Annotated in this window: 24 protein-coding genes and 1 pseudogene; 3 read left to right on the top strand and 22 right to left on the bottom strand. The window is 69.8% G+C overall.

The features are described 5' to 3' along the window. Positions 1-116: 116 nt before the first annotated feature. The 11 genes from ACESMY_RS16450 to ACESMY_RS16400 all read right to left on the bottom strand — a co-directional run bounded on the left by ACESMY_RS16450 (position 117) and on the right by ACESMY_RS16400 (position 11,225). Positions 117-2,585, bottom strand: coding sequence for a TonB-dependent receptor (locus ACESMY_RS16450; RefSeq protein ID WP_372785695.1), 2,469 nt, complete (start codon positions 2,583-2,585; stop codon positions 117-119). A 51-nt stretch (positions 2,586-2,636) separates the two neighbouring features. Continuing rightward, positions 2,637-3,638 (bottom strand): FecR family protein, encoded by a 1,002-nt coding sequence (locus tag ACESMY_RS16445; protein WP_372785694.1) that lies wholly within the window; start codon positions 3,636-3,638, stop codon positions 2,637-2,639. A 108-nt stretch (positions 3,639-3,746) separates the two neighbouring features. Next, positions 3,747-4,271, bottom strand: coding sequence for a sigma-70 family RNA polymerase sigma factor (locus ACESMY_RS16440; RefSeq protein WP_372785693.1), 525 nt, complete (start codon positions 4,269-4,271; stop codon positions 3,747-3,749). After that, a complete protein-coding gene (locus ACESMY_RS16435) occupies positions 4,264-4,935 on the bottom strand; it encodes a class I SAM-dependent methyltransferase (protein WP_372785692.1) in 672 nt (223 codons plus the stop codon). Before ACESMY_RS16435 ends, ACESMY_RS16440 begins: the two co-directional genes overlap by 8 nt. Positions 4,936-4,967: 32 nt before the next feature. Further along, positions 4,968-5,738: an alpha/beta fold hydrolase gene (locus tag ACESMY_RS16430; protein WP_372785691.1), complete on the bottom strand. Its 771-nt coding sequence runs from the start codon at positions 5,736-5,738 to the stop codon at positions 4,968-4,970. Positions 5,739-5,810: 72 nt separating this feature from the next. Continuing rightward, positions 5,811-6,254, bottom strand: a complete 444-nt coding sequence (locus tag ACESMY_RS16425) for a response regulator (RefSeq protein ID WP_372785690.1) — start codon at positions 6,252-6,254, stop codon at positions 5,811-5,813. 100 nt (positions 6,255-6,354) lie between these two features. Then, positions 6,355-7,422: a beta-N-acetylglucosaminidase domain-containing protein gene (locus ACESMY_RS16420; protein WP_372785689.1), complete on the bottom strand. Its 1,068-nt coding sequence runs from the start codon at positions 7,420-7,422 to the stop codon at positions 6,355-6,357. A gap of 47 nt (positions 7,423-7,469) precedes the next feature. After that, a complete protein-coding gene (locus ACESMY_RS16415; protein ID WP_372785688.1) occupies positions 7,470-7,925 on the bottom strand; it encodes an NUDIX hydrolase in 456 nt (151 codons plus the stop codon). Between the two features lie 2 nt (positions 7,926-7,927). After that, positions 7,928-8,944 (bottom strand): anion permease, encoded by a 1,017-nt coding sequence (locus ACESMY_RS16410; RefSeq protein WP_372785687.1) that lies wholly within the window; start codon positions 8,942-8,944, stop codon positions 7,928-7,930. Continuing rightward, entirely contained in the window at positions 8,945-9,589 is a 645-nt protein-coding gene (locus ACESMY_RS16405; protein ID WP_372785686.1) for a DUF47 domain-containing protein, read from the bottom strand. Between the two features lie 22 nt (positions 9,590-9,611). Continuing rightward, positions 9,612-11,225 carry a Na/Pi cotransporter family protein gene (locus ACESMY_RS16400; RefSeq protein ID WP_372785748.1) on the bottom strand — a complete coding sequence of 538 codons (1,614 nt, stop codon included), beginning with the start codon at positions 11,223-11,225 and terminating at the stop codon, positions 9,612-9,614. 225 nt (positions 11,226-11,450) lie between these two features. Here ACESMY_RS16400 and ACESMY_RS16395 point away from each other — a divergent pair, with 225 nt between their 5' ends. After that, positions 11,451-12,356 carry a sugar kinase gene (locus ACESMY_RS16395; RefSeq protein ID WP_372785685.1) on the top strand — a complete coding sequence of 302 codons (906 nt, stop codon included), beginning with the start codon at positions 11,451-11,453 and terminating at the stop codon, positions 12,354-12,356. Between the two features lie 7 nt (positions 12,357-12,363). Here the strand turns inward: ACESMY_RS16395 and ACESMY_RS16390 are convergent, their stop codons facing one another. From ACESMY_RS16390 to ACESMY_RS16365, 6 genes and pseudogenes are all read right to left on the bottom strand, one after another. Further along, the gene (locus tag ACESMY_RS16390; RefSeq protein WP_372785684.1) at positions 12,364-12,825 is read right to left on the bottom strand and encodes an N-acetyltransferase family protein; all 462 of its coding nucleotides are present in this window, start codon (positions 12,823-12,825) and stop codon (positions 12,364-12,366) included. A 2-nt stretch (positions 12,826-12,827) separates the two neighbouring features. Continuing rightward, a pseudogene (locus ACESMY_RS16385) lies at positions 12,828-14,261 on the bottom strand (DUF885 family protein); the annotation flags it as partial. Further along, entirely contained in the window at positions 14,246-14,689 is a 444-nt protein-coding gene (locus ACESMY_RS16380) for a hypothetical protein (RefSeq protein ID WP_372785683.1), read from the bottom strand. The pseudogene ACESMY_RS16385 and the gene ACESMY_RS16380, both read right to left, overlap by 16 nt. Before the next feature lie 29 nt (positions 14,690-14,718). Further along, positions 14,719-18,324, bottom strand: a complete 3,606-nt coding sequence (locus ACESMY_RS16375; RefSeq protein WP_372785682.1) for an ABC transporter permease/M1 family aminopeptidase — start codon at positions 18,322-18,324, stop codon at positions 14,719-14,721. An 11-nt stretch (positions 18,325-18,335) separates the two neighbouring features. Further along, positions 18,336-19,214, bottom strand: a complete 879-nt coding sequence (locus ACESMY_RS16370; RefSeq protein WP_372785681.1) for an ABC transporter ATP-binding protein — start codon at positions 19,212-19,214, stop codon at positions 18,336-18,338. Positions 19,215-19,301: 87 nt separating this feature from the next. Further along, on the bottom strand, positions 19,302-19,841 hold the full coding sequence (locus ACESMY_RS16365) for a hypothetical protein (protein ID WP_372785680.1): 540 nt from the start codon (positions 19,839-19,841) through the stop codon (positions 19,302-19,304). Between the two features lie 96 nt (positions 19,842-19,937). On the opposite strand from ACESMY_RS16365, the gene ACESMY_RS16360 reads away from it, so the two are divergent. Continuing rightward, a complete protein-coding gene (locus tag ACESMY_RS16360) occupies positions 19,938-20,180 on the top strand; it encodes a hypothetical protein (RefSeq protein WP_372785679.1) in 243 nt (80 codons plus the stop codon). Positions 20,181-20,245: 65 nt separating this feature from the next. Here the strand turns inward: ACESMY_RS16360 and radC are convergent, their stop codons facing one another. Further along, a complete protein-coding gene (gene radC, locus ACESMY_RS16355) occupies positions 20,246-20,995 on the bottom strand; it encodes a DNA repair protein RadC (RefSeq protein WP_372785678.1) in 750 nt (249 codons plus the stop codon). A gap of 203 nt (positions 20,996-21,198) precedes the next feature. On the opposite strand from radC, the gene ACESMY_RS16350 reads away from it, so the two are divergent. Continuing rightward, positions 21,199-21,429 carry a hypothetical protein gene (locus tag ACESMY_RS16350; RefSeq protein WP_372785677.1) on the top strand — a complete coding sequence of 77 codons (231 nt, stop codon included), beginning with the start codon at positions 21,199-21,201 and terminating at the stop codon, positions 21,427-21,429. A 15-nt stretch (positions 21,430-21,444) separates the two neighbouring features. Here ACESMY_RS16350 and ACESMY_RS16345 read toward each other — a convergent pair whose 3' ends face one another. The 4 genes from ACESMY_RS16345 to map form a co-directional block, all read right to left on the bottom strand. Next, positions 21,445-23,142, bottom strand: a complete 1,698-nt coding sequence (locus ACESMY_RS16345) for a hypothetical protein (protein WP_372785676.1) — start codon at positions 23,140-23,142, stop codon at positions 21,445-21,447. Between the two features lie 40 nt (positions 23,143-23,182). Further along, the gene (locus ACESMY_RS16340; protein WP_372785675.1) at positions 23,183-23,845 is read right to left on the bottom strand and encodes a hypothetical protein; all 663 of its coding nucleotides are present in this window, start codon (positions 23,843-23,845) and stop codon (positions 23,183-23,185) included. 47 nt (positions 23,846-23,892) lie between these two features. Next, complete coding sequence (locus ACESMY_RS16335; RefSeq protein WP_372785674.1) at positions 23,893-24,246, bottom strand: hypothetical protein; 354 nt, start codon at positions 24,244-24,246, stop codon at positions 23,893-23,895. 11 nt (positions 24,247-24,257) lie between these two features. Next, on the bottom strand, positions 24,258-24,805 hold a 548-nt coding region (gene map / locus ACESMY_RS16330), incomplete at its 5' end, for a type I methionyl aminopeptidase (RefSeq protein WP_372785673.1).

The raw sequence follows: 24,805 nt of genomic DNA, 5'->3' as shown, positions 1-24,805 counted from the left end.
CCCCGCGGCGTTAATCCGCCGTCAAGGTAAAGACGCCGCGGCTCAGCTTCGCCCCCCGTTCGCCACAATTGGGAATCTGTCGATTTCTCGACTCTGCGGCGGGATGTCGCGGAGGGTCAGAAGTTGGCGGCCAGCCGGACCCCGATGGTGCGGGGGCGCTGGGGGGTCACCTGGCGGACTTGGCCGACCAGGATAAAGGGATTGCCGTAGGCGAAGGTGTTGCTGGCGGCGTTGGCCGGGTTGGTGACGAACAGGCCGACGCTCCAGCGCCGGGCGACGACCTCGGCCAGCAGGTCGGCGTCGATCACCGTGTCGGTGCGCGCCGAAAGCGTCGGGTCGAAGGTGAGGCGGGCCGGGCCCACGATGCTGGCCTGGCCGACCAGCCTCAGGGACAGCTCGCCGACCAATGGGCGGTCGTAGCGCACCAGCAGGCCGCCGGACGCCCGCGGCGCGCCGGGCAGGCCCGAGCCCAGGTGGGCGGCGAAGTCCGGATTGGTGCGGGTGAACTTCGGCGCCGAAAGGAGCGCATTGGCCTGCACCGCCAGGCCGAACGGCCATTCGTAGGCGACCTCGGCCTCCAGCCCCTGGATGTGCGCGTCGCCGACATTGGCGGTGTAGGCGAGGCCGGAGAGCCGGTACTGGTCGGACTGGATATTCGACCACAGGTCGAAGAAGCCCGCCACGCGCAGGACCAGGTGACGGTCGAGGAACCGGCCCTTGGCGCCGATCTCGAAGTTCTCCAGCTTGTCGGGCTCGAAGGTGGTGCGCCGGGGCAGTACGGTCAGGAAGTTGGTCGTGTTGACGCCGCCGGGGCGGAAGCCTTCCGAGAACAGGCCGTAGACCAGGGGCCCGTCGGCGAACTCGTACTGGATGGAGAGCTTCGAGGAGACGCCGCTGAACGTGCGGCTCTCATTCACCTCGCGCGGCTCGGTCGGCGGGGCGCCGACGATGGCGGAGCGCACCTGCAGCTTGCTGTCGAAGGCGCGCGCGCCGGCCGAGGCCGTCCAGCCGGGGGCGAACCGCCAGGTCCCCTCGCCGTAGAGAGCGAGCTCGTGCAGGTGGTCGCGGCGCTCCTCGTTGTAGACGCGGGTGAGCGCACTCGACAGCCTGGACGCCAGGAGGCTCGGGGTGACCGCCTGGTTGGCCAGGATGTCCAACGACGCCGGCGTGCGCTCCTGCGACAGCGAGCCGTAGATCCCGGCCAGCCAATCGACCTCGCCCGCCCCGGTGGAGGTTATGACGATGTCCTGCACCAGGCGGCGGATACGCGCGGCTTCGGAATAGAGGCCGAGGGTGGCGTCGCTGTTGAACCTTTGGATGTCGCCGTTGGTGGCGTCGTAGAGGCTGCTGTAGTCGTGCTGCACGTAGGAGGTCGAGGCGGTCAGGTCCGCCCATCCGAGCTCGCCGCGCAGGGTCGCGGCGCCTCGGGCGAAGTCGTTGCGTGAGGCCTCGCGGACCTGGTTGACCCGGCTGGGGGCGTTCGCGCCGCCGTCGCCGTCGCCGAAGCTCTGTTCGGCGCGGAACGTGGAGGCCGCGGGGGGCGAGGCCAGGGGAGACGCCGGCAAGGTCGTGTACTGGGTGTCGCGCGAGTTCAGGCGCTGGCCGGCCGCGGCGAGGTCCAGCGTCCAGCGGTCGCCGAGCGCGAAGCGCAGCGCCACCCGGCCACCCGCGCGCGAGGTCGAGTCCACGTTGGAGAGCCGCAAGGGGACATTGTCCAGATAGCCGCCCTGTTCGTCGTAATAGGCCACCAGCCGAACGGCCGCGCGGTTCTGGACCAGCGGCAGGTTCAGATAGCCCTCGGCGTCGTAGGAGGGTGAGCCGCCCTGGGTGTTGGCCGCGGTGGCCTGGACGCCGCCCGCGATACGCTCGGGGTCAGGTTTGTTGGTGACGATGCGGTAGACGCCGGTCAGGGCGCCGGAGCCGTAGAGCGCGCCCTGCGGCCCCCGCACGGTCTCCACCCGCTCCACGTCTGTGAGCCGAAGGTCGGGGTCGGGGGCGTTATAGTTGATCGGTCCGTCGTTGAGATAGGTCGAGACCGTCGAGCGGGCGCGCCCGGTGAAGGCCCCGTCCGAGAGGCCGCGCATCATCAGCTTGTCGCGCCCGGGGCCGAGGTTGGTCATCAGGACGCCGACCAGCTGGCCCGCCGTGCCCCGCGTGTCGACCGCGCCGGTGGCGAAGAGCTGTTCCCCGGAGATGACGGAAACGCCGGCCGGCAGGGTGTCGAGACGTTCGGGCCGCTTGCGGGCGGTGACCAGCACCTCGGTGACCAGCGGCGCGCCGGGCGTAGCGGCGGCGGCGTGCGCGGCCGGCGCGAGCGCGGTGATGCGCACGGTCTGGGCGTCGACGATCCGGAAGCTGCAGGGGGCGCCTGAGAGGATGCGGGCGAGCGCGTCGCTCAGGCTGTACTCGCCGGAGAGCCCCGATCGGCCGCCCGCGCCGCAGCCCGAAGCGCCCAGCAGCGAGACATTGGCCTGCACGGCCAGGTCGATCAGGGCCTCGGCGTAGGGTTTGGGAGCGATCTCGAAGCGCCGGCGCGCTTCGGCGGCCTCAGCCCGGCTGGCGAGCGTGAGGAGACACAGTCCCAAAAGGGACGCGCACGTGAAGGCCGCCGGCCTGGATATGGCCCTTTGTCCCCCTCATGGCTTCGCCGCCGGATCGCTGCGAAGCACGATGCCGTCGCCTGAGGGTAACGCCTTGATCGGGGCGAGCAAGGCGAGGCGTCGAATAACCGCCGCCTGGTCGTCGAGCACGAGCACGCCGGAGACCCGGATCTGGGCCAGGGTGGGGTCGCCGATCACGATCGGACGGGCGAATTGCTGGTTGAGGTCGGCGACCACATCGCCCAGCGGCTGGTCGCGGTAGATCAGCCGCCCGCTCTTCCAGCTGAACACCTGCTGGGGATCGGCGGCGCTGACCTGCACGCTGGCCGCGCCCTCCAGGTGGTCGAGGCGCTGGCCGGGATGCAGGCGGAAGGTGCGACCGGCGGCGCCTTCGCTCGGCTGCACCTCGACGACCCCGCGCTCCACGGTGACCGAGAGCAGCCCGGCGCGGCGGCGGACGTCGAAGCGGGTGCCGACCACGCGCACGGTGCGGTCGCCGGCGGCGATCAGGAATGGGCGAGCCTTGTCGGCGGCGACGTCGAACACCGCTTCGCCCTCGGCCATGACGACGCGGCGGTCCTGCGCGCCCAATCGGACGCTGAGACTGGATGCCGCGTTGAGGTCGATCGCCGAGCCGTCGGCGAGCTTGACGCTGCGGTGCTCGCCCTTGGCGGTGGCGTAGGTCTGGGTGGCGGTCTGGAAGCCGCCGAAGGGCATGACCGCGATGGCGACGGTCGCCGCCGCAGCGAGGCCGCCGGCGACCAGCCAGCCGCGGCGGGCGGTCCGCGACATGGGGCGGCTCGGCCGGCGGGCCGGGGCGGCCGCCAGCGCATCGGCGATCCCGGCAGCCGAAGCCTCGAACTCCAGGGCGATGGAAAGCGTCGCGTCATAGGCCGCCGCGTTGGCGGGATGGGCGGCCAGCCAGGCGTCGAACGCCAGGGCCTCGGCCTCGTCGAGGTCGTGAGCCTGCAGGCGCACGAGCCAGTCGGCGGCCGCAGCGCGCCTGGCCTCATCGCCCCTGTTCCAGGCCTCACTCATCAGCGTACCCAACGTGGCGCAAACCGGCGCCTGACAAGGTTATTGACGTCACCGGGAGCCGCTGCCCCCCCGTCCAACTCGCCCCACAGGTGTGCAATTCTGAGTTGTTCATGGCGCAAGCTTCGCCGTAAGGGCCTTGAGCGCGGCGGAGATGTGCTTCTCGACGGCCTTGACCGAGATCCCCATAGCGCTTGCGGTCTGGGCGTGGCTGAGACCCTCCAGCTTGTGTAGGCGGAAGGCGCGGCCGGCCTGAGGCGGCAGGTCCTGGACGGCCGCGACCAGCTGGCGCAGGCGCTGGGACGAGGCGGCCGCGTCGTCGGCGGCGGGCTCGTCGGCCACGTCGACGCCGCCGATCTCGGTACGTGCGACCTGGCGCCAGGCGGTGTCGCGGGCCGCGGCCCGAGCCTCGCCGCGGGCCCGGTCGAGCATCAGGTTCAGCGCCATGCGGTAGAGCATGGCGGCGGGCGCGCCCACCTCGGCGGCGCGGTCGCGCCCGGCGATCTTCAGGTAGAGCTCCTGGGCGAGATCCTCGGCCACCGGCAGGGAGCCCGCGCGCGCGGCCAGGAAGCGCACGAGGTTCGCCCGGCGCTCCAGGTAGGCGGCCAGCAAGGGGTCGTCAGAGGCCTCAGCCATCGGCGACGCCCGCGGGACGGCAGGTCCACACCTGCCAGGCGCCGCCCCAGGGGGCGAGAACCACCGCCTCGTCGAGGATGGTCACCGCCGGCTTCAGCTCGCGCCAAAGCGCCAGCGGGTGGCTGGCCAGCCACTGGGTGACCCCGACCACGCCGCCGGGCGCGAGCAGGCGGCCGCAGCGGCTGAGGGTCTCGCGGACCGGGCCGAGGTATTCCAGGCAGTCGGCGATGACGATGGCGTCGAAGCGGGCCTCCGGCGCCAGGTCCGCCCCGTCGGCCACCTGGAACGCCGCGCGGCCCAGGGCGACGTCCTGGGCGAACCGGGCCTGGGCCCCGGCGATGGCGCGGGGCGCGATGTCCGTCCCCAGGTAGCTTGCCGGGCCAAGCCGGCGCATCGAGTCATAGAAGGCGCCCTGGCCGCAGCCGATCTCGAGGACGCGGGCCCCTGGACGCCGCTCGGCGATCATCCCGGCCAGCATGTGATGGTGGTGGCGCCGTTCGGGGTCGACCAGGCCGTCGTAGAGGCCGGCGGCGTGATGGGCGTCCCACTGCTCGGCGGGCGCGGCGCGGGGCGCGCCCGGGCCACGCGGCCGGAACACATGGGCCAGCCCCGGCCGGTCGAGCACGGCCAGTTCGATCAGGCGGCGTAGGCGCAGATAGGCCATGGCGCTGTGTGCCGCATTTTGGGGGGAGGCGCCTAGACCATGAGGCCCGCGCCCTTGAGGAAGCCGAGCAGGGCGGTGTTGAAGACGGCGGGCTGGTCGAGGTTGGCGCTGTGGCCGGCGTCGAGGATCACCACCTTCTTCGCGCCCGGGATCTTGGCGGCCATGTAGTCGGAGGCGGCCAGGAAGGGCGTGTCCTTGGCCCCGACGATGACCACGGCGGGGACGGCGATCGAGGGCAGGCTTTCGATCACCCGGGCGGTTTTCTGGGTGAGCATGCCGCGGGCGGCGCGGGCGAGGCCCGAGGCGTCCCGATGGCGGGCCAGCCGCACCTCGGCGCTGCCGCGTGCGCCGTCCGGCAGGCCCTCGGCCTCCAGCCGCTCGGCGCGGGCGATGGCGTTGGCGTTCCAGCCCTCGCGGGCCTGATCGTTCTTGTAGCCGGGGCCGGTGTCGACGATCAGCAGGGCCCGCGTGCGCTCGGGGTGCGTGGCGTGGAAGGCGAGGCTCATGTAGCCGCCGAGCGAGAGCCCGCCCACGACCGCGTCCTTGGCGCCCACCGCGTCGAGCAGGGCGGCCATGTCGGCGACCGTGGCGGCTTCGGAATAGGCGGCCTGGTCCGTCGGATAGTCCGAGCGGCCGTGTCCGCGCATGTCCCAGGTGATGACCTTGAAGTGCTTGGCGAGCGGCGCGACCTGGCCGGCCCACATGTCGCCGGTGGACGAATAGCCGTGGGTGAGGATCAGCGCCGGTCCATCGCCTGTGACCTCGTAGTGGATCTTGACCCCGTCACGGTCGAGCATGGGCATGAGCGGCCTCCATCTCTCGGCTCTCACGGCCGATGGAAGAAGGTTAGCCCGCCTGTGGACGGACGGCGAGGCTCAGACGGCCCGGTTAATCCTGTAGGGCGAGATCTTGGGCGCGCTTTGCGGCTCGGCGGCGGCCTTGATGGCGTCCAGCAGGCCGGACACCAGGATCGGCTTGGAGACGTAGCCATTGAAGCCGAGCGCCTTGTAATCCTCGGGGCGGCGGCTGGTGACGTCGGCCGTCAGCGCGATCACCGGGGTGTTGCGCTCGGGGCCGGGCAGGGCGCGAAGGCGCTCGACCGCCTCGATGCCGCTCATGCCGGGCATGTGGATGTCCATCAGGATCACATCGAAGGACTGCTCGGCGACATGCCGCAGGGCCTCGGCGCCTGAGGCGGCCTTGACCGAGCGGTGGTGGAAGGCGGTGAGGATCTCCTCCACGACGCGCAGGTTCATCGGGTCGTCGTCCACGTGCAGGACGACGAGCGAACGACCGACGGTGGGATAGGGCTGCGACAACGCTGCCGGGCTCCAGATTCAGCCTAAATTCTGACGGCAGAACGTTGAGGTAAGGCTGACAAGCTCGGTTAACGCCGATTAAGCGTGAATCCTCACCAGGCTACTGGGTTTGCAGTTCCTCGCCGGTGACGGCGTAGGCGCCGTCTAGCCAGCCCAGCACCTCGCGGGCCGCGGGATGGTCGAAGGCGGCGTAGCGCTCGCGCAGCTTGGCCCGGCGGGCTTCGCTGAGGTCGCCGAGGTTCGCGTCCTGCAGCACGTTGAGGTCGGCGGTGAGCTGGGCGGCGAGCTCCGGCCCGCAGACGGTGAGCGCGGCCTCCTGGAAGGCCCGGCCATAGGCATAGGCCTCGCCCTCAGCGTAGCTGGCGGCGAGCGTCAGCAGGGGAATGGCGCTGAGCATGGCCTGGGAGGCCGGGTTCGCCGCGTGGCCGGCGATGTGCGGTCCGATCACGGCCGGGCGGCCGGTGAAGGCGCGCAGGTGCAGATGGCGGCTCATCCGGGGGCCGTCGTTGACCGGATAGTTGTCCCACAGGAACGGCTTTCGTCCCATCTGCTCGGCGACCCGGGCGAGGTGGCCCGGGGAGAATTCCAGGGCGCAGACCTCCTCGCCGGTCCACATCAGGTCGATGGCGGGGTCTAGCGCCGCGCCCAGGTCGGCCAGGTAGTCGGCGGGGCGCTGGCCGAACACACGGTCGAGGACGGCGTCGTCGGTGTAGTAGCTGGGACAGACGATCAGGCGCTCGGCCCGGGTGCGCTCGGCGGCGAAGTCGACGATCTCGGCCTGTCGCCGGGCCAGGTCGGAGAGGTCGCCGCGCATATCGTCGAAAAAGATCGCCAGCCATTCGCAGCCGGCCGCGCCCAGGGCCGCCAGCTTGCGGGTGAGGTCGGTCTTGGTCTCGGGCGTGAAGTCGAAATGCAGCTCGAACGGCGAGAGGCCAACGCCGAACTTCACCCCGGCAGCGCGGCAAGCCGTGGCGAAGGTTCCGATCCTGGCCATCTCCTCGGCCGGATGCGCCTCTCGCCAGCGGCGGCGCAGGAAGGCGTCGGCCTTGGGCGCGTAAAGGTAGAAGCCGTAGCCGTGGGGCGCCAGGAACTGCATCAAGGCGGTGCGCTCGGCCCAGCTGTAGGGCCGGCCGAAGAAGCCCTCGACGATTCCGAGCGGTGGGGTCATGGCCCCGATCCTTTCGGAGCCGCCGGCGAAGTCAATCGCCGCGGCGTTCAGGGCTTGAAGGTCGCGAGCAGGACCATGAGCTCCGGCTCGTCCACCCGGCGGGCGGCCTCGACGAGGGGGAGCCAGAGCTTCTCGCGCTGGCCGAGCTCGGGATAGGCCTCAGCCTCGCTTTCCACCAACAGCGGGAACACCGCGACCCGCACATGCTGCAGGCGGCCGTTCTTCAGGCGTTTGTCATAGGCGTAGGTCCCCGTCGGGCGCTTGGCGACCTTGCCGCGCACTCCGGATTCTTCGAAGGCCTCCTGGGCGGCGGACTTCCCCGACTTCATGCCCTTGATCGGCCAGCCCTTGGGGATCACCCAGCGATGGGTCTCGCGGCTGGTGATCAGCAGCACCTCGACCTCGCCCTCGGCGTCGCGGCGCCAGGGCAGGGCGGCGAACTGGACGCGCGGCTCGCGGTCGGGCTCGTGGCTGGAGGGCTTCTCGGCGCGGCGCTTGGTCATGCTCAGCCCCACGTCCGGTCGGCCAGGCGCGCCAGCCAATAGAAGCCCGCGCCCAGCAAGCCCGCCACCGGCATGGTGATCACCCAGGCCCAGACGATGCCGCTGGCGACGTTCCAGCGCACGGCCGAGACCCGGCGCGCGGCGCCGACGCCGACGATCGCGCCGGTGATGGTGTGGGTGGTGGAGACCGGCACGCCGATGTTGGTGGCGAAAAACAGCGTCAGCGCGCCCGCGCTCTCGGCGCAGAAGCCCTGCTGTGGCGACAGGTGGGTGATCTTCGAGCCCATGGTGTGGACGATCCGCCAGCCGCCCATCAGCGTGCCGAGCGCCATGGCCGCCTGGCAGGAGATCACCACCCAGAAGGGCACGTGGAAGGCGCCGGTCAGCTTGCCGTGGGCGTAGAGCAGGACGGTGATGATCCCCATGGTCTTCTGGGCGTCGTTGCCGCCGTGGCCCAGCGAGAAGGCGGCCGCGGAGACGAACTGCAGCCTGCGGAACACGCCGTCGGCGAAGGCCGGCCGAGCTTTCACGAAGGCCCAGGAGACGATCAGCACCAGCAGCAGCGCCAGCGCCAGGCCGAGCGCCGGGGAGACGACGATGCCGGCCACCGTCTTCCAGACCCCGCTCCAGATCACCGGGCTGAAGCCCGCCTTGGCGAGACCCGCGCCCAGCAGGCCTCCGATCAGGGCGTGGGATGAGGAGGACGGGATGCCAAAGAGCCAGGTCACGATGTTCCAGGTGATCGCCCCGCCGAGCGCCCCGAAGATCACCGCGTCGGAGACGATGCCGGGCGAAATGATCCCCTTGCCGACCGTCTGGGCCACGTGCTGGCCGAAGATGGCGAAGGCGATGAAGTTGAAGAACGCCGCCCAGAAGACCGCGTAGCGGGCCGGCAGCACCCGGGTCGAGACGATGGTGGCGATGGAGTTGGCGGCGTCGTGAAGCCCGTTCAGGAAGTCGAACGCCAGCGCGACCGCGATCAGCACGATCAGGAGGAGGCCGGGGCCTGCGAGGTCCATCTAGAGGTGCTCGATCAGCACGGCGCTGATGCGGTTGGCCACGTCCTCGAAGCGGTCGACGACCTTTTCCAGGTGGTCGTAGATCTCGGCCCCGACGATGTAGGCCATCGGATCGGCGCGGGCCGGGCCGCGGTAGAGGGCCTGGATGCCGGCGTCGTAAAGGCTGTCGGACTGGTCCTCCAGCGCCGTCACCTCCTCGGCGATCTTGTTGAGGCGCCCGGCGTTGGCCCGCAGCGAGCGCAGCAGCGGGATGGCCTCGGCGGTGAGGTCGGCGGTCTTCACGATCACGTCGCCCAGCCGGACCATGTCGGGCTGGAAGGTCCGCTGCTCGAACAGCATGATCGCCTTGGCGGTCTTGTGCATCTGGTCGATCGCGTCATCCATCGAGGAGATCAGGTCGCGGATGTCGCTGCGGTCGAAGGGCGTGATGAAGGTCCGCCGCACGGCCAGCAGGACGTCGCGGGTGATGTTGTCGGCCTCGTTCTCGTGGCGGGCCACGTCCGCGCAGAACACCGGCACCTGGTCGCCACCGTCGAGCAGCTGGCGCAGCGATTTCGCGCCCGCGACCAGCGTCAGGGCATGGGCCTCGAAATGGTCGAAGAACTTGCCCTCCTTGGGCAGGAGGGCCTGGAACCAGTTCAGCATTGGGGCCTCTTGCGGGGGAAGGTCATGAGCGCTCCGCGGCGGTGCGCAGCCTGGTCGGCAGTAAGGCGCCCCGGGCCCGGAGCACAGGGTAGGCCGCGCCTTCGATGAGGTGGGAGTTGACCTGCTTGAGGTCGCGGAGCGCGTCGAGGTGCAGCGAACTGGTCTCCACCGTCGAGACATTGCCGGACTGCAGGCGCTGATAGTGCGCGTTCACCGCCTCGGTCTCGACGGCGCGGAAGGCTTCCTTCTCGGCGACAAGCAGGCGGGCTGAGGCCTCGTCGCGGCTGACGAACAGCGAGGCGGCGAGCCGGACGTTGGCGGCGACCCGGTCGACGAGGCGCACGAGATCGGCCTGGCCCTCGGGCGAGAAGGACACGCCGCGTTGCAGGCGCCGCTCGGCGATGCTGAGCAGGTTGCGGTCCACCAGATCGCCGGCGTGCTCCATATTGGTGGCGAAGGCCAGGATCTGGGCCAGACGCTCGGCGTCGGCGGGCTTCAGCGTCTCGGGGTCGATCGAGATCAGATAGGCCTTGATGGCGCTGTTCAGCCGATCGAGCACATCGTCGAGTTGCTTGATCGCCTCGATGCCCCCGCGGCTGGGTGCGGCGAAAGTGCCGCGCAGGCCGGCCAGCATGGCCTCCAGCGTATCGGCCATGCGCAGGGCCTCGCGGGTGGCCGCGCCCAGGGCGAGCGGCGGGGTCTCGCGGATGGCCGGATCGAGGTAGAGCGGCGCGCCGGGCTCGATCCCCTCCGCCCGCTGCGGCAGCAGCCGCACGACCAGCTTCGCGTAGCTGCGGATCCACGGCAGGAAGGCCGCGGCCAGGACGAGATTGAAGAGGGTGTGGAAGTTGGCCAGCGCCCGCGCGGGATCGGGGCCCAGCCGGACGGCGTAGGGCGCCAGGAAATGGAAGGCCGCAACCGCGCCTGCGACCCCGACCACGCGCGTCAGGAGATTGCCGAACGGCACGCGCTGGCCGGCCGGGTCGGACCAGTTCGCGCCCTCTAGCAGGGGGTTGATCGCCGAGCCGAGGTTCGCGCCCAGCACCAGCGCCAGGCCCGCATCGAGCGGCAGCATGTTCTTGGCGACCATCGACATGGCGAGCAGCACCGTCACCACGCTGGAATGCGCCGCCCAGGTGAGGATTGCTGCGCCCAGGATGGCGAGCGGCAGGTATTCGCCCGCGTGGGTGAGCAGCACATGGGCCCGGTGATCGGCGACGATGGGGCCCAGCAGCGTGAGGAACTGGTGGAGCGCGGTCAGCACCAGGCCCAGGCCGATCAGGACGCGGCCGAAGTCGTGCGGCGCATTCTCGGCGCGGCGGAAAAGGACGACGCCCGCCAGCACCAGCAGGGGCGCGAGCGCGACCACGTCGAAGGAGAGCAGCTGGACGACGACCGTGGTGCCGACATTGGCCCCCAGCATCACGGCAAGGGCCGGGGCGAGTTCGACCAGGCCGCCGGCCGAGAAGGCGGTGAGCATCAGGGCGGTGGCGGTCGAGCTTTGCAGGGCGACGGTGACCGCCGCACCGGCGCCGAACGCCTTGAAGCGGTTGGAGAGCGCCGCGGTCAGGAAGCTCCGGAGCTTCGGCCCGAAGGTCCGCTGCACTCCGGTCTGCACCATGTGCACGCCCCACAGCAGGAGCGCGGCGAACCCGGCGAGGTCGAGGATGACGAGGTAGAACGAGATGGCGAAGCGCCTCGGAGAGCGGGACTCAAGGGTCGGAAGGGGGACCTAGAATGATCCGCGTCCGGAGCATTGCAAGGACGGATGAGCGCGCGGAATGAGCTTTCTGCGCCTCGCCGCGTTGCGCCACGGGCGTCAGGTCGGCAAAGTCCGGCGCGCTTGAACCAAGGAGTCTCGATGGCAGGGGTGATCTCGCTCGGCGAGTGCATGGTGGAGCTGAGCCTGACGGGGCCGGGAAGCGCGTTGGTGGGATCGGCCGGCGACACCTTCAATACCGCCGTCTACCTGCAGCGGCTGGGCTGGCCCACGGCCTACGGAACGGCGCTGGGCAAGGGCGATCCCTTCAGCCGCGCGATCCTGGCGCGGATGGCCGACGAGGGGATGGACGCGAGCCTCGTGGTGGAAGCCGAAGGCCGGGTGCCGGGGCTCTACGCCATCGAGCGCGACGCCAAGGGGGAGCGACGTTTCTACTACTGGCGGGGCGAGGCGCCGGCGCGGGACTATTTCCAGCTCATCGACCTCGGCAAGCTGAAGGCCGCCATGCTGGGGGCGCGGCTGATCTACGTCTCGGCGATCACGCTGGCGGTCATCGGCGAGGCGGGCCGGGGCGTGCTGCTGCCGCTGCTGCAGGCCGCGGCGGGCGCCGGCGTCGAGGTGGCCTTCGACACCAACTACCGCGCGCAGCTCTGGCCCGGCGCAGAGGTCGCGCGGCCGGCGATCGAGGCGGCGATCGCCACCAGCCGCTACCTCTCGGTCAGCACGGCCGACGTCGCGGCGTTCGGCGGCGGGGACGCCGAGGCCTTCGCACGGGCCTGGTCGGCCAAGGGGGTCGAGGTGGTGCTGCGCTACGATGACCGCCGGATCGAGGTGCTGACCGAGCCGGACACCGAGGGCTTCACACCCGAGCGCGCCATCCCGGTGGTCGACACCACCGGCGCGGGCGACAGCTTCAACGCGGGCTACCTGGCCGCCCGGCTGAAAGGCCGCGACATCCGCACGGCGGTGGCGCAGGCGCGCCGGCTGGCGGCGGTCGTGGTGCAGCATCCCGGCGCGATCATCCCGAAGATGGCGATGCCGGAGTAGGGCGCCTTCAGACGTCCTTGCGGTAGACCAGGAAGCCGGATTTCTCGGCGACCTGGTCGTAGAGGCGCATGGCGGTCAGGTTGGTCTCGTGGGTCTGCCAATAGACGCGCGGAGAGCCGGCGGCGCGGGCCGCGTCGTAGACGGCCTCGATAAGCGCCCGGCCGATCCCGCCGCCGCGGGCCTGGGCGTCGGTGAAGAGGTCCTGCAGGTAGCAGGTGAGCGCGACGGCCGTCGTCGAGCGGTGGAAGAGGTAGTGGACGAGGCCGACCAGCCTGCCATCGCGCTCGGCGACCAGGGCGTGGACGGGCTCGTGCGGATCGAAGAACCGGGCCCAGGTGGTCTGGGTGACCGCCTGGGGGAGGGCGGTGGGACCTGAGCGGCCGTAGAAGGCGTTGTAGCCGTCCCAGAGCGGCAGCCAGGGGTCGAAGTCCGCCTCGCGGATCGGCCGGACGATGAGCGGGCCGGCCATGCTCAGAGGTTCACGACGCCGCCGGCCTTCACATAGCCGTCGACCACGTCGCCGAGCACGGTAAGCGGCACGGCGCCGGTCTTGACCAGAAGGTCGTCGAAGGTCCGCAGATCGTACTTGGCCCCCAGGCCCGCCTTGGCCCGGTCGCGCAGCCTGTTGATCTCGGTGTGGCCGACCTTGTAGCCGCAGGCTTGGCCAGGCGTGCCGCAATAGCGGTCGATCTCGCTGGTCATGGCCGCAGGCGTGCGCCCGGAATTCTCCACGGCCCACTGCACCGCCTGTTCGCGGCTCCAGCGCTTGGCGTGCAGGCCGGTGTCGACCACCAGGCGCACGGCGCGGAACTTCTGGGCCTGCAGGTAGCCGAGCCGCCCGGCCCAGTCGTCGTCATACATGCCGATCTCGTCGCCGAGCTGTTCGGCGTAGAGGGCGTAGCCTTCGACATAGGCGTTGAAGCCCGAAAGCAGGATGCGGATCAGCGGCAGCTTGCCGGTCTCGGTGAGGTAGGCGCCCTGCCAGGTGTGGCCTGGAATCGTCTCGTGATAGGTGAGGCTCGGCAGGGAGAACTTGGGCCAGTTCTCGGTCGATTTCAGGTTGATGTAGTAGGTCGAGGGCCGTGAGCCGTCGATCGAGCCGGTGTTCATATAGCCCTGGCCGGCGCCGTCCTGGATGTCGATCGGCACGCGCTTGACGACGACCGGCGCCTTGAGCTTGAGGTCGAAGGCCTTGGAGAGCTTTGGCCGGACGCCGGCGATCAGACCGTTCAGGTAGGCGATCACCTGCTCGCGGCCCTCGTCGGTGTTGGGGAAGAGGTATTTCGGGTCCTTGCCGAGGGCGGTCATCCGCGCGCCGACCGAACCCTGGGTGAGCCCCTGGGCCTTCAGGAGGCCGTCCATGCGGGCCTCGATGGCCTTGTTCTGCTCGAGGCCCATGGTGTGGACCTCCTCGGCCGTCAGCGTCGTGGTGGTGCCCTCGCGCAGCAGCCAGCGGTAGTAGGCCTCGCCCTCCGGCAGGCGCCAGACGCCGGCCTCGTGGGTCGACTTCGCCTGCAGCCCCTTCAGGACGGCGAGTTGGGCGGCGAGCGCGGGATAGACTTCCTTTTCGACCAGGGCCACGCAGCGGGCCTCGTAGTCGCCGGTCAGGTGGGCCTCCTTGACCTTGCGGCCGAGCGCGGTGGCCAGGCGGGCCTTGGCGGCCGGGATGGCCAGCAGGCCTTCCTGCTGGCCGATGGCGTTGGCCAGGATGAAGTCCGGGGCGACGACGCCCAGGCCCGCGTCCTTGCGGACCCGCTCGGTCTCCTGGCGCACGACGCGGGCCATCTCGTGGACGCGGGCGAGATAGGCCTCGGCGTCGGCCTTGCCGGCCACCTTGTGCTGGCTGTCGAGGAACTCCGGCGTGGCGGAATAGGCGCCGCTCTGCTGGCTCACGACATAGGGCTGGCCGCCTCGCTCATCGCCGAGTTCAGGGTGTTGTCGCCATAGTCGAAGGGCGCGGCGTCGCGGCCGAGTTCGAAGGCGTACTTGACCACCGCCTTGTTGAGCCGCGCAGCGGCGGAGAGGCCGGCGTCAGGGAAAGCCTCGAGTTTCGTGAGCCCCGTGCGGCAGAGCGCCCGGTCGGCGGCGACGTGGGCCATGGAGGCGTCGCTGAGCTTCGATTTCAGCGCCACGCGCGCGCCGGTGTCGAGGCCGTAGCTGGTGGCGCCTTCCGGACCGGCGGCCAGGATCTGCTCGGAAAGGCCATCGAAGTAGCGGTTGATCGCCGCGTCGCCGGGCGCGCCCGCGGCCTTCGGGGCAGCGCCCTTGGCCTTGGCGGCGACGAGACCGGCGGCGGCGGCGGTCAAGAGAAGGCTGCGGCGGTCGAGGCTCATGGAACGTCCTTGTTTTGCGGGCGGCGGCCTCAGCCGCCGGTGACCTTGATGTCGTTGTCGTCGGAGTTGCGGTCGATGCGCTTGTTGTAGGGGTCGACGCCGGCGAAGACCGGCTTCCTGGCCACCGTGACGGTGAAGGTCTGGGTCCCGGACCTGACCGGCAGACGTTGCATGGAGAGCACGTCCTTGGCCGAGAAGTCCTTCTTGCCGGGTTCGGCCGTGAAGACGCCGACATCGACGGTCTCGCCGGTGAGCGGCGCCTCGGTCTCCTTGCCCTGGCCGTTGGCGTAGAGCTTCCTGGCCTCGACGGTCAGCGTCACGTCCCAGCGGCCGTCGGGACGCTTCTTCGCCGCGGCGGTCTTGGTCTTGAAGTCGTAGAGGGTGATCTTCTCGAAGAGGTCGGTGATCAGCTGCTGCTTGTCGGCCGGGGCCTCGGCGCGCAGGTCGGCCACGAACTCGGCCGCGGTCGGATAGGGCGCGGCCTTGAAGGCGTAGTCGTTGAGGAGCTTGCGCAGGGCGCGGTTGACGGCCTCCTCGCCGATCTCGTCCTGCAGCCGGTACATGACCAGCGAGCCCTTGCGGTAGTGGATGTACTGCTGGTTCTCGACCTTCTCGAGGGGCTGTTCCTCGGCGGGGTCGCCGCCGCGGGCCTTCAGGTACGAGTCGAGTTCGTACTTGAGGAACTTCCGGATCATGTCCGGCCCGTACATGTGCTTCATCACCATCAGCGCCGAGTATTGCGCGAAGGTCTCGTCGAGCATGGTCGAGCCCTGCTCGTCGGCGCCGATCACCTGGTGGGCCCACCACTGGTGGCCGAGCTCGTGGGCCCCGACGTAGGTCACCATGTCGATGCGCGAGGGATCGGACTTGGCGTCGGCGATGAACACCAGGCCCTCGGACCAGGGCACGGTGTTGGCGAAGGACTGGGCGAAGGCCCCGTCCGGAGCCGGGAACTCCAGGAAGCGGAGCTGGCGGAACTGATAGGGGCTGAAATTGGCGTCGTAGTAGTCGAGCCCCGCCTTGGCCGTGCGCATCATCCGCTCGACGTTCCACGGGTGTTCGGGGTGGTAATAGACGCTGAGCGCCACGCCCTTGTAGGCCTCGGTTTTCACCGCGTAGCGGGCCGACTGCATCGAGAAAAAGTCGAGAATCGGCGCCTCGGTGACGAAGCGCGCGGTGCGCCGGCCGTTCTCGACGGTGGAGGACACCTGATAGCCAGGCGCGATCGGGGTCTGGTCGGCGTCGGTGGTCAGCGTGATGTCGGCGTTCACCCAGTCGGCATCGTGGCGGATGAAGGTGAACCGCGGGGCCGCCGGATCGCCGAGCTTGGGCATCCGCAACTCCGGCGGCAGGCCGTATTTGCGGCGCTTGGCGCGGTCGGTCAGCATGCCGTTGCGGTCGACGCCGAAGCCGGGAGCGATGTCGGTGTCGTTGATGAAGGTCCCGTTGTCGACCACGCCGGTCCACGGCGCGCCGTTCTTGAAGCCGCGCTCCTCGCGCACCGTCTGGAAGGCGACCGTCCGCCGCTCGCCCGGCTGCATCGGCGTGTCGAGGGCGAAGATCTTGTAGCTGAACCTGGCGAGATCGGTCTTCAGGCGCCCGCCCTGGACCGCCAGGCTCTGCACCTTCAGGTCGCGGTCGAAGAAGCGGACGTGGATTTCGGAGAGTGGCGCGCCCGTGCGGTTCTCGATCAGGTAGACGCCCTTGGTCACCACCTTCGGGGCGTGGGGATAGAGGTCGACGTTGAGCTTCACCGAAACGATCGTCGGCTGCGGCGTGTCGTGGAATTTCCACAGCGCCTTTTCGTAGTCGGCCTGGAATTTCTCGGTGTCGAGGTGGGTGCGGTAGGGATTCCAGACGTTGGTGTTGAGGTAGATGTAGACGCCTGAGGCGACGAAGGCGGTGAGCCCGACGGCCATGACCACCCCCGCGGTCCCCTTCAGCCGCTGCGGAAGCCGGCGCAGGCGCGGCATGAAGCGGGTCTCCGCGCCGCGCCGCCACAGGCCGTAGGCCAGCACCGTCAGCACCAGCGCGAAGGCCGACCAGTAGAGGCGGAACCAGTAGGCGCCGATCCAGAACCGGCCCTGGCCGTTCATGTCGGAGAGCGGCGTGTTGGGCCCGCTGCCGTACTGGTAGAGTCCGTGCTCGAACCCGAGGTTGCCGAGCACCAGGGTGGAGATCAGGAACAGCACCATCAGGCCCCAGCCCACGAACTTGTGCGGGCTGAGCGCCTGGATGAAGATCGCCAGGACCGCGTAGAGGATCACGTCGATTGACTGCGGCAGCAGCCACCAGAGCAGGTACTCGCCGATCTGGAAGCCGAAGTAGCCCTTGATCGCCTGGATGATGACGGCGACCAGGATGCTGACGGCGAAGGACGAGATCAGCACCAGCGAGATCGCGAGCGTCTTGGGGGCGACGAAGGCCCAGTCGGGCACGGCGGTGGCGTCGATGATCTCATGGGTGCGGCGCTCGCGTTCGCGCCAGACGAGCTCGCCCGCGTAATAGATCGCGATGATCAGGCTCATGAAGCTGAAGATCCCGCCGAGCGCGCTGATCGTCACGCGGGTCACCGGATAGATGCGGCCGCCATAGATGCCGATGTCAGTGGAGAACCAGAGGTTCACGACCGAGAGCAGGGCGGCCAGCGCCAGGAGCACGAAATAGGCGGGGCTCTTGAACACCTGGCCCATGTCGAGGCGGGTGCGGGCCCAGAGCTGGGCGCGCGCGGTCTTGGCGTTGAACACCGGCTTGGGCAGGGGCCCGCGCGGCCCAGCGGGGGCCGCTTCGTCGGCGCCGGCCGCGAGCTTGGCGGCCCGGCGCTGCGAGCGCGAGGCCTTGCCGGTCTCGAAGTGGAAGAGGAAATAGGCGAGGGCCAGGAAGGCCAGCGCGATGCCCAGCCAGATGAGCTTGTTCCAGAGCAGATAGCCCTCGATCGGCGGCAGCCGGGCGTTGCGCTCGCTGGCGGTCCAGTAACGGGTGGCGAGGCCGAAGGCGCCGGCCCCGTTCGGCTCCCAGAGCGCGGCCACGGTCTCCATCCCCTGGCGGGTCAGCGCCAGGCTGAAGATCGCGCGCAGCACGATGAAGCCGATGACGCCGACGTAGGTCCACATCATCGAGCGGGTGACGGTGGCCAGGGTGAAGAAGATCGCCGAGGAGGTGAAGAGCACCGGCAGGGCGAGGAAGAAGTAGGCGTAGAGGTAGGCGTTCGGAATGAATGGCCCCAGCGTCTCCTTGTCCACCCAGGGCATCAGCGAGCCCAGCCAGAAGCCCAGCGGCACGGCCACGAAGCTCAAGGCCGCGGCCAGGTAGGCGCCGGCGAAGCGGCCGAACAGATAGTCGAACTTGCTGACCCGGGTGGCGCGGATCAGCGGCCCGAAGCCGGTGTCGTCGTCGCGCACCACGACGTTGGCCACGAAGGCCGTCGTCACGAACATGTAGATGACCGAGAAGATCAGGCTCGACTGGGCGATCACCCAGGGCGCGTTCTTGTGGACGTTGGCTGTGTTGCCGAGCTGGATGTTGTCGGAGGCCACGGCCCCGAACGCCAGCAGCACGAAGACGATCGCCGCGACCCAGAAGATCGGCTGGCGGACCTGGTAGCGGAACTCGAAGCCCGCGATCTTGAGGAACATGCCGGCGCGCCTCACGCTGCCTTGCGGGACGAGGCGAGGGTGGAGAAGTAGACATCCTCCAAGCCGCCCACGACCGGTGCGAAGCCGTCGCCGGGATCCTTGTCGGCGGCGATGTGGATCACGGTGCGGCCAGCGAAGAGGCGGGTGGAGATCACCTGGTATTTGACCCGCGCCGCGTCGAGCTCGGCCTTATCGATAGTCTTCATCCAGATGCGGCCCTTGAGGCCCGCCATCAGGTCGCCCGGGGCGCCTTGGCTGACGATGCGGCCGTCGACGATGATCGCCATGGCCGGGCAGAGGTCGGCGACGTCCTCGACGATATGGGTCGAGAGGATCACCACCACGTTCTCGCCGATCTCGGCCAGCAGGTTCAGGAAGCGGTTGCGCTCTTCCGGGTCGAGGCCGGCGGTGGGCTCGTCGACGATGATCAGCTCCGGATCGCCGATCAGCGCCTGGGCGATGCCGAAGCGCTGGCGCATGCCGCCGGAGAAGCCGGCGAGCGCCTTCTTGCGGACGCTCCACAGGTTGGTCTGGTTGAGCAGGCTCTCCACCGTCTCGCGGCGGGCCTTGGCCTCGGCGACGCCCTTCAGGACGGCCATGTGGTCGAGCATGTCGTAGGCCGAGACCCGCGGGTAGACGCCGAAGTCCTGCGGCAGGTAGCCCAGGGTGCGGCGCAGCCGCTCGGGCTCGGCGATCACGTCGATGCCGCCGAACTGGATGGCGCCGGAGGTCGGCGTCTGCAGGGTGGCGATGGAGCGCATCAGGGTCGACTTGCCGGCGCCGTTGGGACCGAGCAGCCCGAACATCCCCTTCTCGACCTCGAGGTTCACGTTATCCAGGGCGCGCACGCCATTGGCATAGACGTGCGTCAGGCTCTTGATCGACAGCATGGGGCTCCCCTCGTTTGGCGCGGCACGCTGAACCTGTTCCCGCACGGGTGGCAAGTGAGCGAAGTGTAACCTTTTCGCGCGCCGGCGTTACGTGGGCGGAGCGCGGCGGGCCTCAGCCTCCTTGGCCGTCGGGGCCAGCCAGGTGACCAGGTCCCAGGCGTTGCGGATTCCGAGCAAAAGCAAGGCGATGACCACCGCGCCGAGAGCGTCCGGGGCCCAGGTTTCGCGCATCTGCAGCGTCCAGGCCGCGGCGAGCATCGCCAGATAGGCCGTGGTGGGCCAGACGCCATAGCACCAGAAATCCGTCCAGTGCGGCGCCTCGGGCGTGACGCGCTTGGTGCGCAGCATCCAGCAGACGTTGAGCCCATAGGCCAATCCGAGGGTTGCCAGGACGGCGACCGCGACGGCGGCGGCCTCCTGCGGGAGATGCGGAACCGCGGTGAGCGCGCTGGTGACCAGGACAACGGCGAAATGGAAGACGGTGGGCGTCATGTAGATCTGCGCGCCGCGCATCGCCTGCTCGCGGCCGACGTTGCCGGTCAGGGTGGCGACCACGAACAGCAGGCCGATCAGCGCCCCGGCCGCGCCGCCGATCAGGAGGTAGAAGCTGTCCCAGCCTTCGAACATGGCCTGAGCCTAGCCGGGGGCGCCCCTGCAGAGTCAACGCGTCTTCATCACGCTTCGGCACGCAAGCTTAAGCGTACAGCGTTATCTGGGCGGGCGATGGCCTATCTGAACCTACCCCCCGTCCCGCCGCCGCCGCCGGCCGGCTACGTGGCTCGCGCGCCCGCGCCCGCCAGGCCGCCGCAGCTCCAGGTCGAGGCGAAAGCCCCGCCGGCGTCCGGTTCGAGCCATGGTCCGGCGGTGATCCTCGGCGGCGCGCTCGCCAAGCCCGCGCCGCGTGTCACCCGGCAGGAGCCCGACCCGCCCAAGCCCCCCGCGCACCACGTCGACCGGGTGATCTAGAGCTGGCCAGTTGCTCCCCCGAGAAGCGGGAAAGGAACTGATTGCGCGGCGTCTCATGGATTCCATCAAAGCAAGCCCAGCGCCTTGAAGCTGGCGACGCCGTCGCGCGCGACCACGAGGTGGTCGTGGACGGCGATCCGCAGGGAGCGGCCGGCGTCCACCACCTGGCGGGTCATGTCGACGTCGGCGGCCGAGGGCGTCGGGTCGCCGGACGGGTGGTTGTGCACCAGGATCACCGCGCTGGCCGACAGTTCCAGCGCCCGGCGGACGACCTCACGGGGATAGACCGGAGCATGGTCGACGGTGCCGCGGTTCATGGTCTCGTCGGCGATCAGCTGGTTCTTCTTGTCGAGGAAGAGGACACGGAACTGTTCGCGGGCCTCGTGCGCCAGCGCGGTCTTCACATAGGCCAGCAGCGCCGACCAGGACGAGATCACCGGGCGCTTGCCGACCGCCTCGCGGGCGGTGCGTAGCGCGGTTTCGTGCAACAGCTTGAGGTCCAGAGCCAGTGTCTCGCCGACGCCTTTGACGGTCCTGAGCTCCTCGGGCGTGGCGCCCAGCACGCCGCCGAGCGAACCGAAGCGGGCGAGGAGCTGCTTGGCCAGCGGCTTGACGTCGCCCCGCGGTATCGCGCGGAACAGGAAGAGTTCGAGCAGTTCGTAGTCGGGCAGGGCCGCCAGTCCGCCGGCCTGGGCCCGCTCGCGCAGGCGGTCGCGGTGGCCGGCGTAGTGAGGCCTGGGCTTCGGCGCCCGCCGGACGACCCGCCAGAGGTCAGGCTGCGGCGAGGTATCTTCAACGGCGGATGGCGAGCTCATGGGGAACAATGTTCCCTATGTGTTCCAGTTTGGCAAGACGAGATCGGGACCTGGTGAACCTCGTGCCCGGAATTGAACCCGTCTCGCCCGACATTATGTGTTATGTTTCAGACATCGCTGGCACAGGCCCCTGGGCGCCGGCGGCTGAGAGCCTCGGCTGGCGCAGGCCCCACGCTCCCGCTCAAGCGGTCGTGGAGAGTCCGGTGGCGACTTACAGCTTCTTCCTATGCCGGGCGGACGGCCTGCCCATCACCCTGGAGGTCCAGGACCACCCCTCGGACGAGGCGGCGGCGCGGCTAGCGCGCGGCATCCTGGCCGGCCATCCGGCCGCCGATTTCGTCACGATCGCCCGAGGCGAGACCACCCTGGGCGCCTACCACCGAGGCGGCGAACGCGCCGTGGTAGGGCCATCGGAAAGCCCGGCGTCGGACTGACCGGATGGCGCGCCGTCAGATGAGCGCCAGCGGCGTCTTGGCGAGGTCGCCATGCCAGACGCGACGGGCCTGGGCCATGTGCTGCCGGGCGGCGGCGGCGTGGCCCTGCTTGGCCTCGGCCTCGGAGAGCACCTTGAGCGCCAGCGCGTCCTGCGGCCAGCCGGAGAGGCTGGCGTTGGCCTCGCGCACGGCGTCGTCGGGCTTGCCTGCGGCGAGCTCGGCGGCGGCCAGGCTGCGGCGGACCGGATACCACCAGGGCGGCGGGTCGAAGTTCTTAGCCACCGGATAGACCTTCTCCTGGCGGGCCGCGGCGCGGGCGAACAGCTCCACAGCCTTGGCCGGATCGCGGGTCAGCAGGGCCGCGCGGCCGCCCAGGACGTCGGCGGCGATGCTGGCGATGTCGGCGTTGCCGGTTTCCCCGGCCTTGATGGACTCCACCAGCAGGCTGAGCACCCGCTCGGCCTCGCGCCGCACGCCGGCCGCGTCGCCTTGCGCCGCGAGCGCCTCGCCCTTGGCGTAGTGGCGGTAGATGCGCACCAGGCGCGGGTCGTTCGGCCCGTCGGTCAGGGCCGCGGCCAGGGCCGGCGCATAGCGGCCATAGGCGACGAGGCGGCGGGCGTTGACGGTGGTGCGGCGGTCCTGCTGGCGTTCGACGCGGCTGAGGCCGGCCGGCACCATGACCGTGGCGATGTCGGCGCTGGCGGGGAAGGCGACGTCCCCGTGGTCGGCGTATTTCAGGGCCAGCTTGGCGTCGCCCGCCATCAGGGCGCCCGCGAGGCCGAAGGTGTAGTTGTGCAGGTAGTACATCTGGCTGGACAGCGGGCCCGAGTAGCCCATGCGGGCCTCGGTGTCGGCGTCGACCTTCAGCGCCTGGGCGTCGACGATGGCCACCTGCTCGTACTGACCGACGTGCATCAGGGTGTGGGCCGCCATGTGCACCAGGTGGCTGGCGCCGGGCGCGAGGCCGGCCAGCTTCTCGGCATAGGGCAGGGCGTCGGCCGGGCGGCCGGCGAACTCGGTGGCGTGGATGTAGTAGTGGATGGCCGCGGTGTCGTCGGGGCGGCGGGCGAGGACCGCCTTGTTGAGCTCGAGCGCGCGGGCGACGGCGGTGGGGTTGCCGCCGCGGCCGGGGATCATCAGAGCCTGGGCGGCCAGGTTGGCGATCTCGTCGTCGGCCGGATAGCGGCGGGCGAGGTCGTCCATCGCCTTGCCGAAGTCGAGGTCGCGGACCAGCGGCTTGTCCTTGGCGTAGCGGACAACGAGCGCGTCGATCAGGGCCGCCGAGCGCGTATCGCCGGGCTTGAGCAGCGCCTTGGCTTTCTGGGCGTGGGCCAGGGCGGCTGCGGTCTGGGCTTCGGTGACGCCGTAGTTCAGCGTGGGGCCGAGGCCCAGCGCGACCCCCCACTCGCAGAGCGCGCAGGCAGGATCGAGTTCGGCGGCCTTGGCGAAGGCGGCGCGGGCCTCGTTGTGGTTGAAGGCGTGGTAGAGGTTCAGGCCCTCGACATACCAGGCCTGGGCCTCGGGGTTCTTGGTGTCCGCGGGCGATGAGCCATTGCCGACGCCGGCCAGCATGACGGCCGTGGTTGCGGCCTGGAGGGCGCCCGGATGCTCGGCGCCGCAGATGTAACCGATGCCGATCTGGGTGGCGTCGGCGCCCACGGCGGTGGGGACAGCCAGCAGGAGGGCGGCCAGCGCGGCGGCTGCGGCTTTCATGGCGGTCCTTCCCGGGTCATGGCCGGAGCGTCGGGCGTTTTCAGCCCTGGGGCAAGGGTGACGCAACGGACCTCGACTTGGGCTTCGGCCGGAATTCGAGACGCGGGTCGCGGACGCAGGCCTTCACCGGCTTGCGGACCTCGCCCTGGACCGCCCAGCATTCCTCGAACACCGAGCAGTAGCAGTATTCCAGGCTCACGCCCTTGGCGTTCATGCCGGCGTCGAGCAGCTCCCAGTAGCGGGCGTTCTGCGGGGTCATGTCGATCCGGAAGACCATCGCGCGGTCCTTCGCGGCGATGAAACGGGTGGGCTCGTTGTCGTGCAGGTCGACCAGCAGGTCGCCGGCCTTCTCCGCCTCGGCGGCCCCCATGGCCGTGCGGACGAAATCCTTCACATCGGTGACGTAGCGCCCGCCGAGCTTGATCTTCAGGCTTCGCTCGTCGGCCGGGCCGACGCCGTTGTTCAGGAGTTCGATGGAGATGCGCTCCGATCCGTCAGGCGTGGCGTCGCTTACGCCGGAGACCAGGTAGGGATAGGAGTTGGCTTTCAAGAGCCGGGACTCGATGCGGGCGTTGTAAACCGCGATGCCGATCGAGCAGATCGAGATCACCAGGGCCGAAAGAGCGGTGGTCCACTCCAGCCACCGCGGCAGGTTGGAGCGGCCGTGCGGGTGGTGCGGCGGTTCTAGGATGTCAGGCGCCATGCTGTCGAGCTAGGCGATTTGGCCCGGGCCCACAAGCCGCCGGGGGCTCAGGCGGCGGGGATCCAGATGCCGTGGGCCAGCCGCTTGACGGCCTCCGACTGCCACGGGAAGACCCGCGCCTCATAGGCCCATTCATAGGTCCGTTCATCGCCGTCGGCCGTGCGGGCGCGGACCTTGAAGACCACCGTCGCGGAGAGGCCGGTCTTCACCGGCACCTCGCCGAAGGCCACGTCCTGCAGGTCCACCAGGGTTTCACCGCGGCTCTTCAGCATCCGCTCGACCGCCTGGCGACCGCGCCCGCGGTAGGCGTGCTTCATCCGCCAGAAGTTCCAGATCAATAACACGATCGTCAGGAGGCCGGCCGCGATGGCGATCAACGAGGCGAACTGGTGGGGCGTCATCGCGAAGCTCCTCAGGCGCTGATCACTGGCGGCTTATAGAGGCCGGCCGGCGAGAGGGTGAAGACCTCATAGCCCGTCTCGGTGACCCCGATGGAGTGCTCGCACTGGGCCGACAGCGACTTGTCGCGAGTGACCGCGGTCCAGCCGTCGGCGAGCAGCTTCACCTGGTATTTGCCGAGGTTCACCATCGGCTCGATGGTGAAGAACATTCCCGGCCGCAGGAGCTCGCCTGAGCCCTTCTGGCCGAAATGCAGGATGTTGGGCGCGTCGTGGAACACCTTGCCCACGCCATGGCCGCAGAAGTCGCGGACCACCGAGCAGCGCATGCTCTCGACGTAGGACTGGATGGCGAAACCGATGTCGCCGGTGCGCGCGCCGGGCTTCACGGCGGCGAGGCCCCGTTCCAGCGCCTCGTAGGTCACATCGATCAGCCGCTTGGCGCGGGGCGCGACCGCGCCGACGCCGTACATGCGGGAGGTGTCGCCGTGCCAGCCGTCGACGATGACGGTGACGTCGATGTTGGCGATGTCGCCCTCGCGCAGGGCCCGCTCGCCGGGAA

This window comes from Phenylobacterium sp. (genome assembly GCF_041691455.1).
GTDB lineage: Bacteria > Pseudomonadota > Alphaproteobacteria > Caulobacterales > Caulobacteraceae > Phenylobacterium.
The sequence above is the reverse complement of the archived record's forward strand: the minus strand, read 5'-3'. Positions and strand labels throughout refer to the sequence as shown.

Coding starts and splice junctions, on each gene's coding strand:
- ACESMY_RS16435 (WP_372785692.1), bottom strand. CDS start 4,935: ATGGCCTATCTGCGCCTACGCCGCCTGATCGAACTGGCCGTGCTCGAC.
- ACESMY_RS16410 (WP_372785687.1), bottom strand. CDS start 8,944: ATGGACCTCGCAGGCCCCGGCCTCCTCCTGATCGTGCTGATCGCGGTC.
- ACESMY_RS16345 (WP_372785676.1), bottom strand. CDS start 23,142: ATGAAAGCCGCAGCCGCCGCGCTGGCCGCCCTCCTGCTGGCTGTCCCC.
- ACESMY_RS16395 (WP_372785685.1), top strand. CDS start 11,451: ATGGCAGGGGTGATCTCGCTCGGCGAGTGCATGGTGGAGCTGAGCCTG.
- ACESMY_RS16390 (WP_372785684.1), bottom strand. CDS start 12,825: ATGGCCGGCCCGCTCATCGTCCGGCCGATCCGCGAGGCGGACTTCGAC.
- radC (WP_372785678.1), bottom strand. CDS start 20,995: ATGAGCTCGCCATCCGCCGTTGAAGATACCTCGCCGCAGCCTGACCTC.
- ACESMY_RS16405 (WP_372785686.1), bottom strand. CDS start 9,589: ATGCTGAACTGGTTCCAGGCCCTCCTGCCCAAGGAGGGCAAGTTCTTC.
- ACESMY_RS16370 (WP_372785681.1), bottom strand. CDS start 19,214: ATGCTGTCGATCAAGAGCCTGACGCACGTCTATGCCAATGGCGTGCGC.
- ACESMY_RS16380 (WP_372785683.1), bottom strand. CDS start 14,689: ATGAGCCTCGACCGCCGCAGCCTTCTCTTGACCGCCGCCGCCGCCGGT.
- ACESMY_RS16445 (WP_372785694.1), bottom strand. CDS start 3,638: ATGAGTGAGGCCTGGAACAGGGGCGATGAGGCCAGGCGCGCTGCGGCC.
- ACESMY_RS16360 (WP_372785679.1), top strand. CDS start 19,938: ATGGCCTATCTGAACCTACCCCCCGTCCCGCCGCCGCCGCCGGCCGGC.
- ACESMY_RS16335 (WP_372785674.1), bottom strand. CDS start 24,246: ATGACGCCCCACCAGTTCGCCTCGTTGATCGCCATCGCGGCCGGCCTC.
- ACESMY_RS16375 (WP_372785682.1), bottom strand. CDS start 18,324: ATGTTCCTCAAGATCGCGGGCTTCGAGTTCCGCTACCAGGTCCGCCAG.
- ACESMY_RS16440 (WP_372785693.1), bottom strand. CDS start 4,271: ATGGCTGAGGCCTCTGACGACCCCTTGCTGGCCGCCTACCTGGAGCGC.
- ACESMY_RS16420 (WP_372785689.1), bottom strand. CDS start 7,422: ATGACCCCACCGCTCGGAATCGTCGAGGGCTTCTTCGGCCGGCCCTAC.
- ACESMY_RS16340 (WP_372785675.1), bottom strand. CDS start 23,845: ATGGCGCCTGACATCCTAGAACCGCCGCACCACCCGCACGGCCGCTCC.
- ACESMY_RS16430 (WP_372785691.1), bottom strand. CDS start 5,738: ATGCCCATGCTCGACCGTGACGGGGTCAAGATCCACTACGAGGTCACA.
- ACESMY_RS16365 (WP_372785680.1), bottom strand. CDS start 19,841: ATGTTCGAAGGCTGGGACAGCTTCTACCTCCTGATCGGCGGCGCGGCC.
- ACESMY_RS16415 (WP_372785688.1), bottom strand. CDS start 7,925: ATGACCAAGCGCCGCGCCGAGAAGCCCTCCAGCCACGAGCCCGACCGC.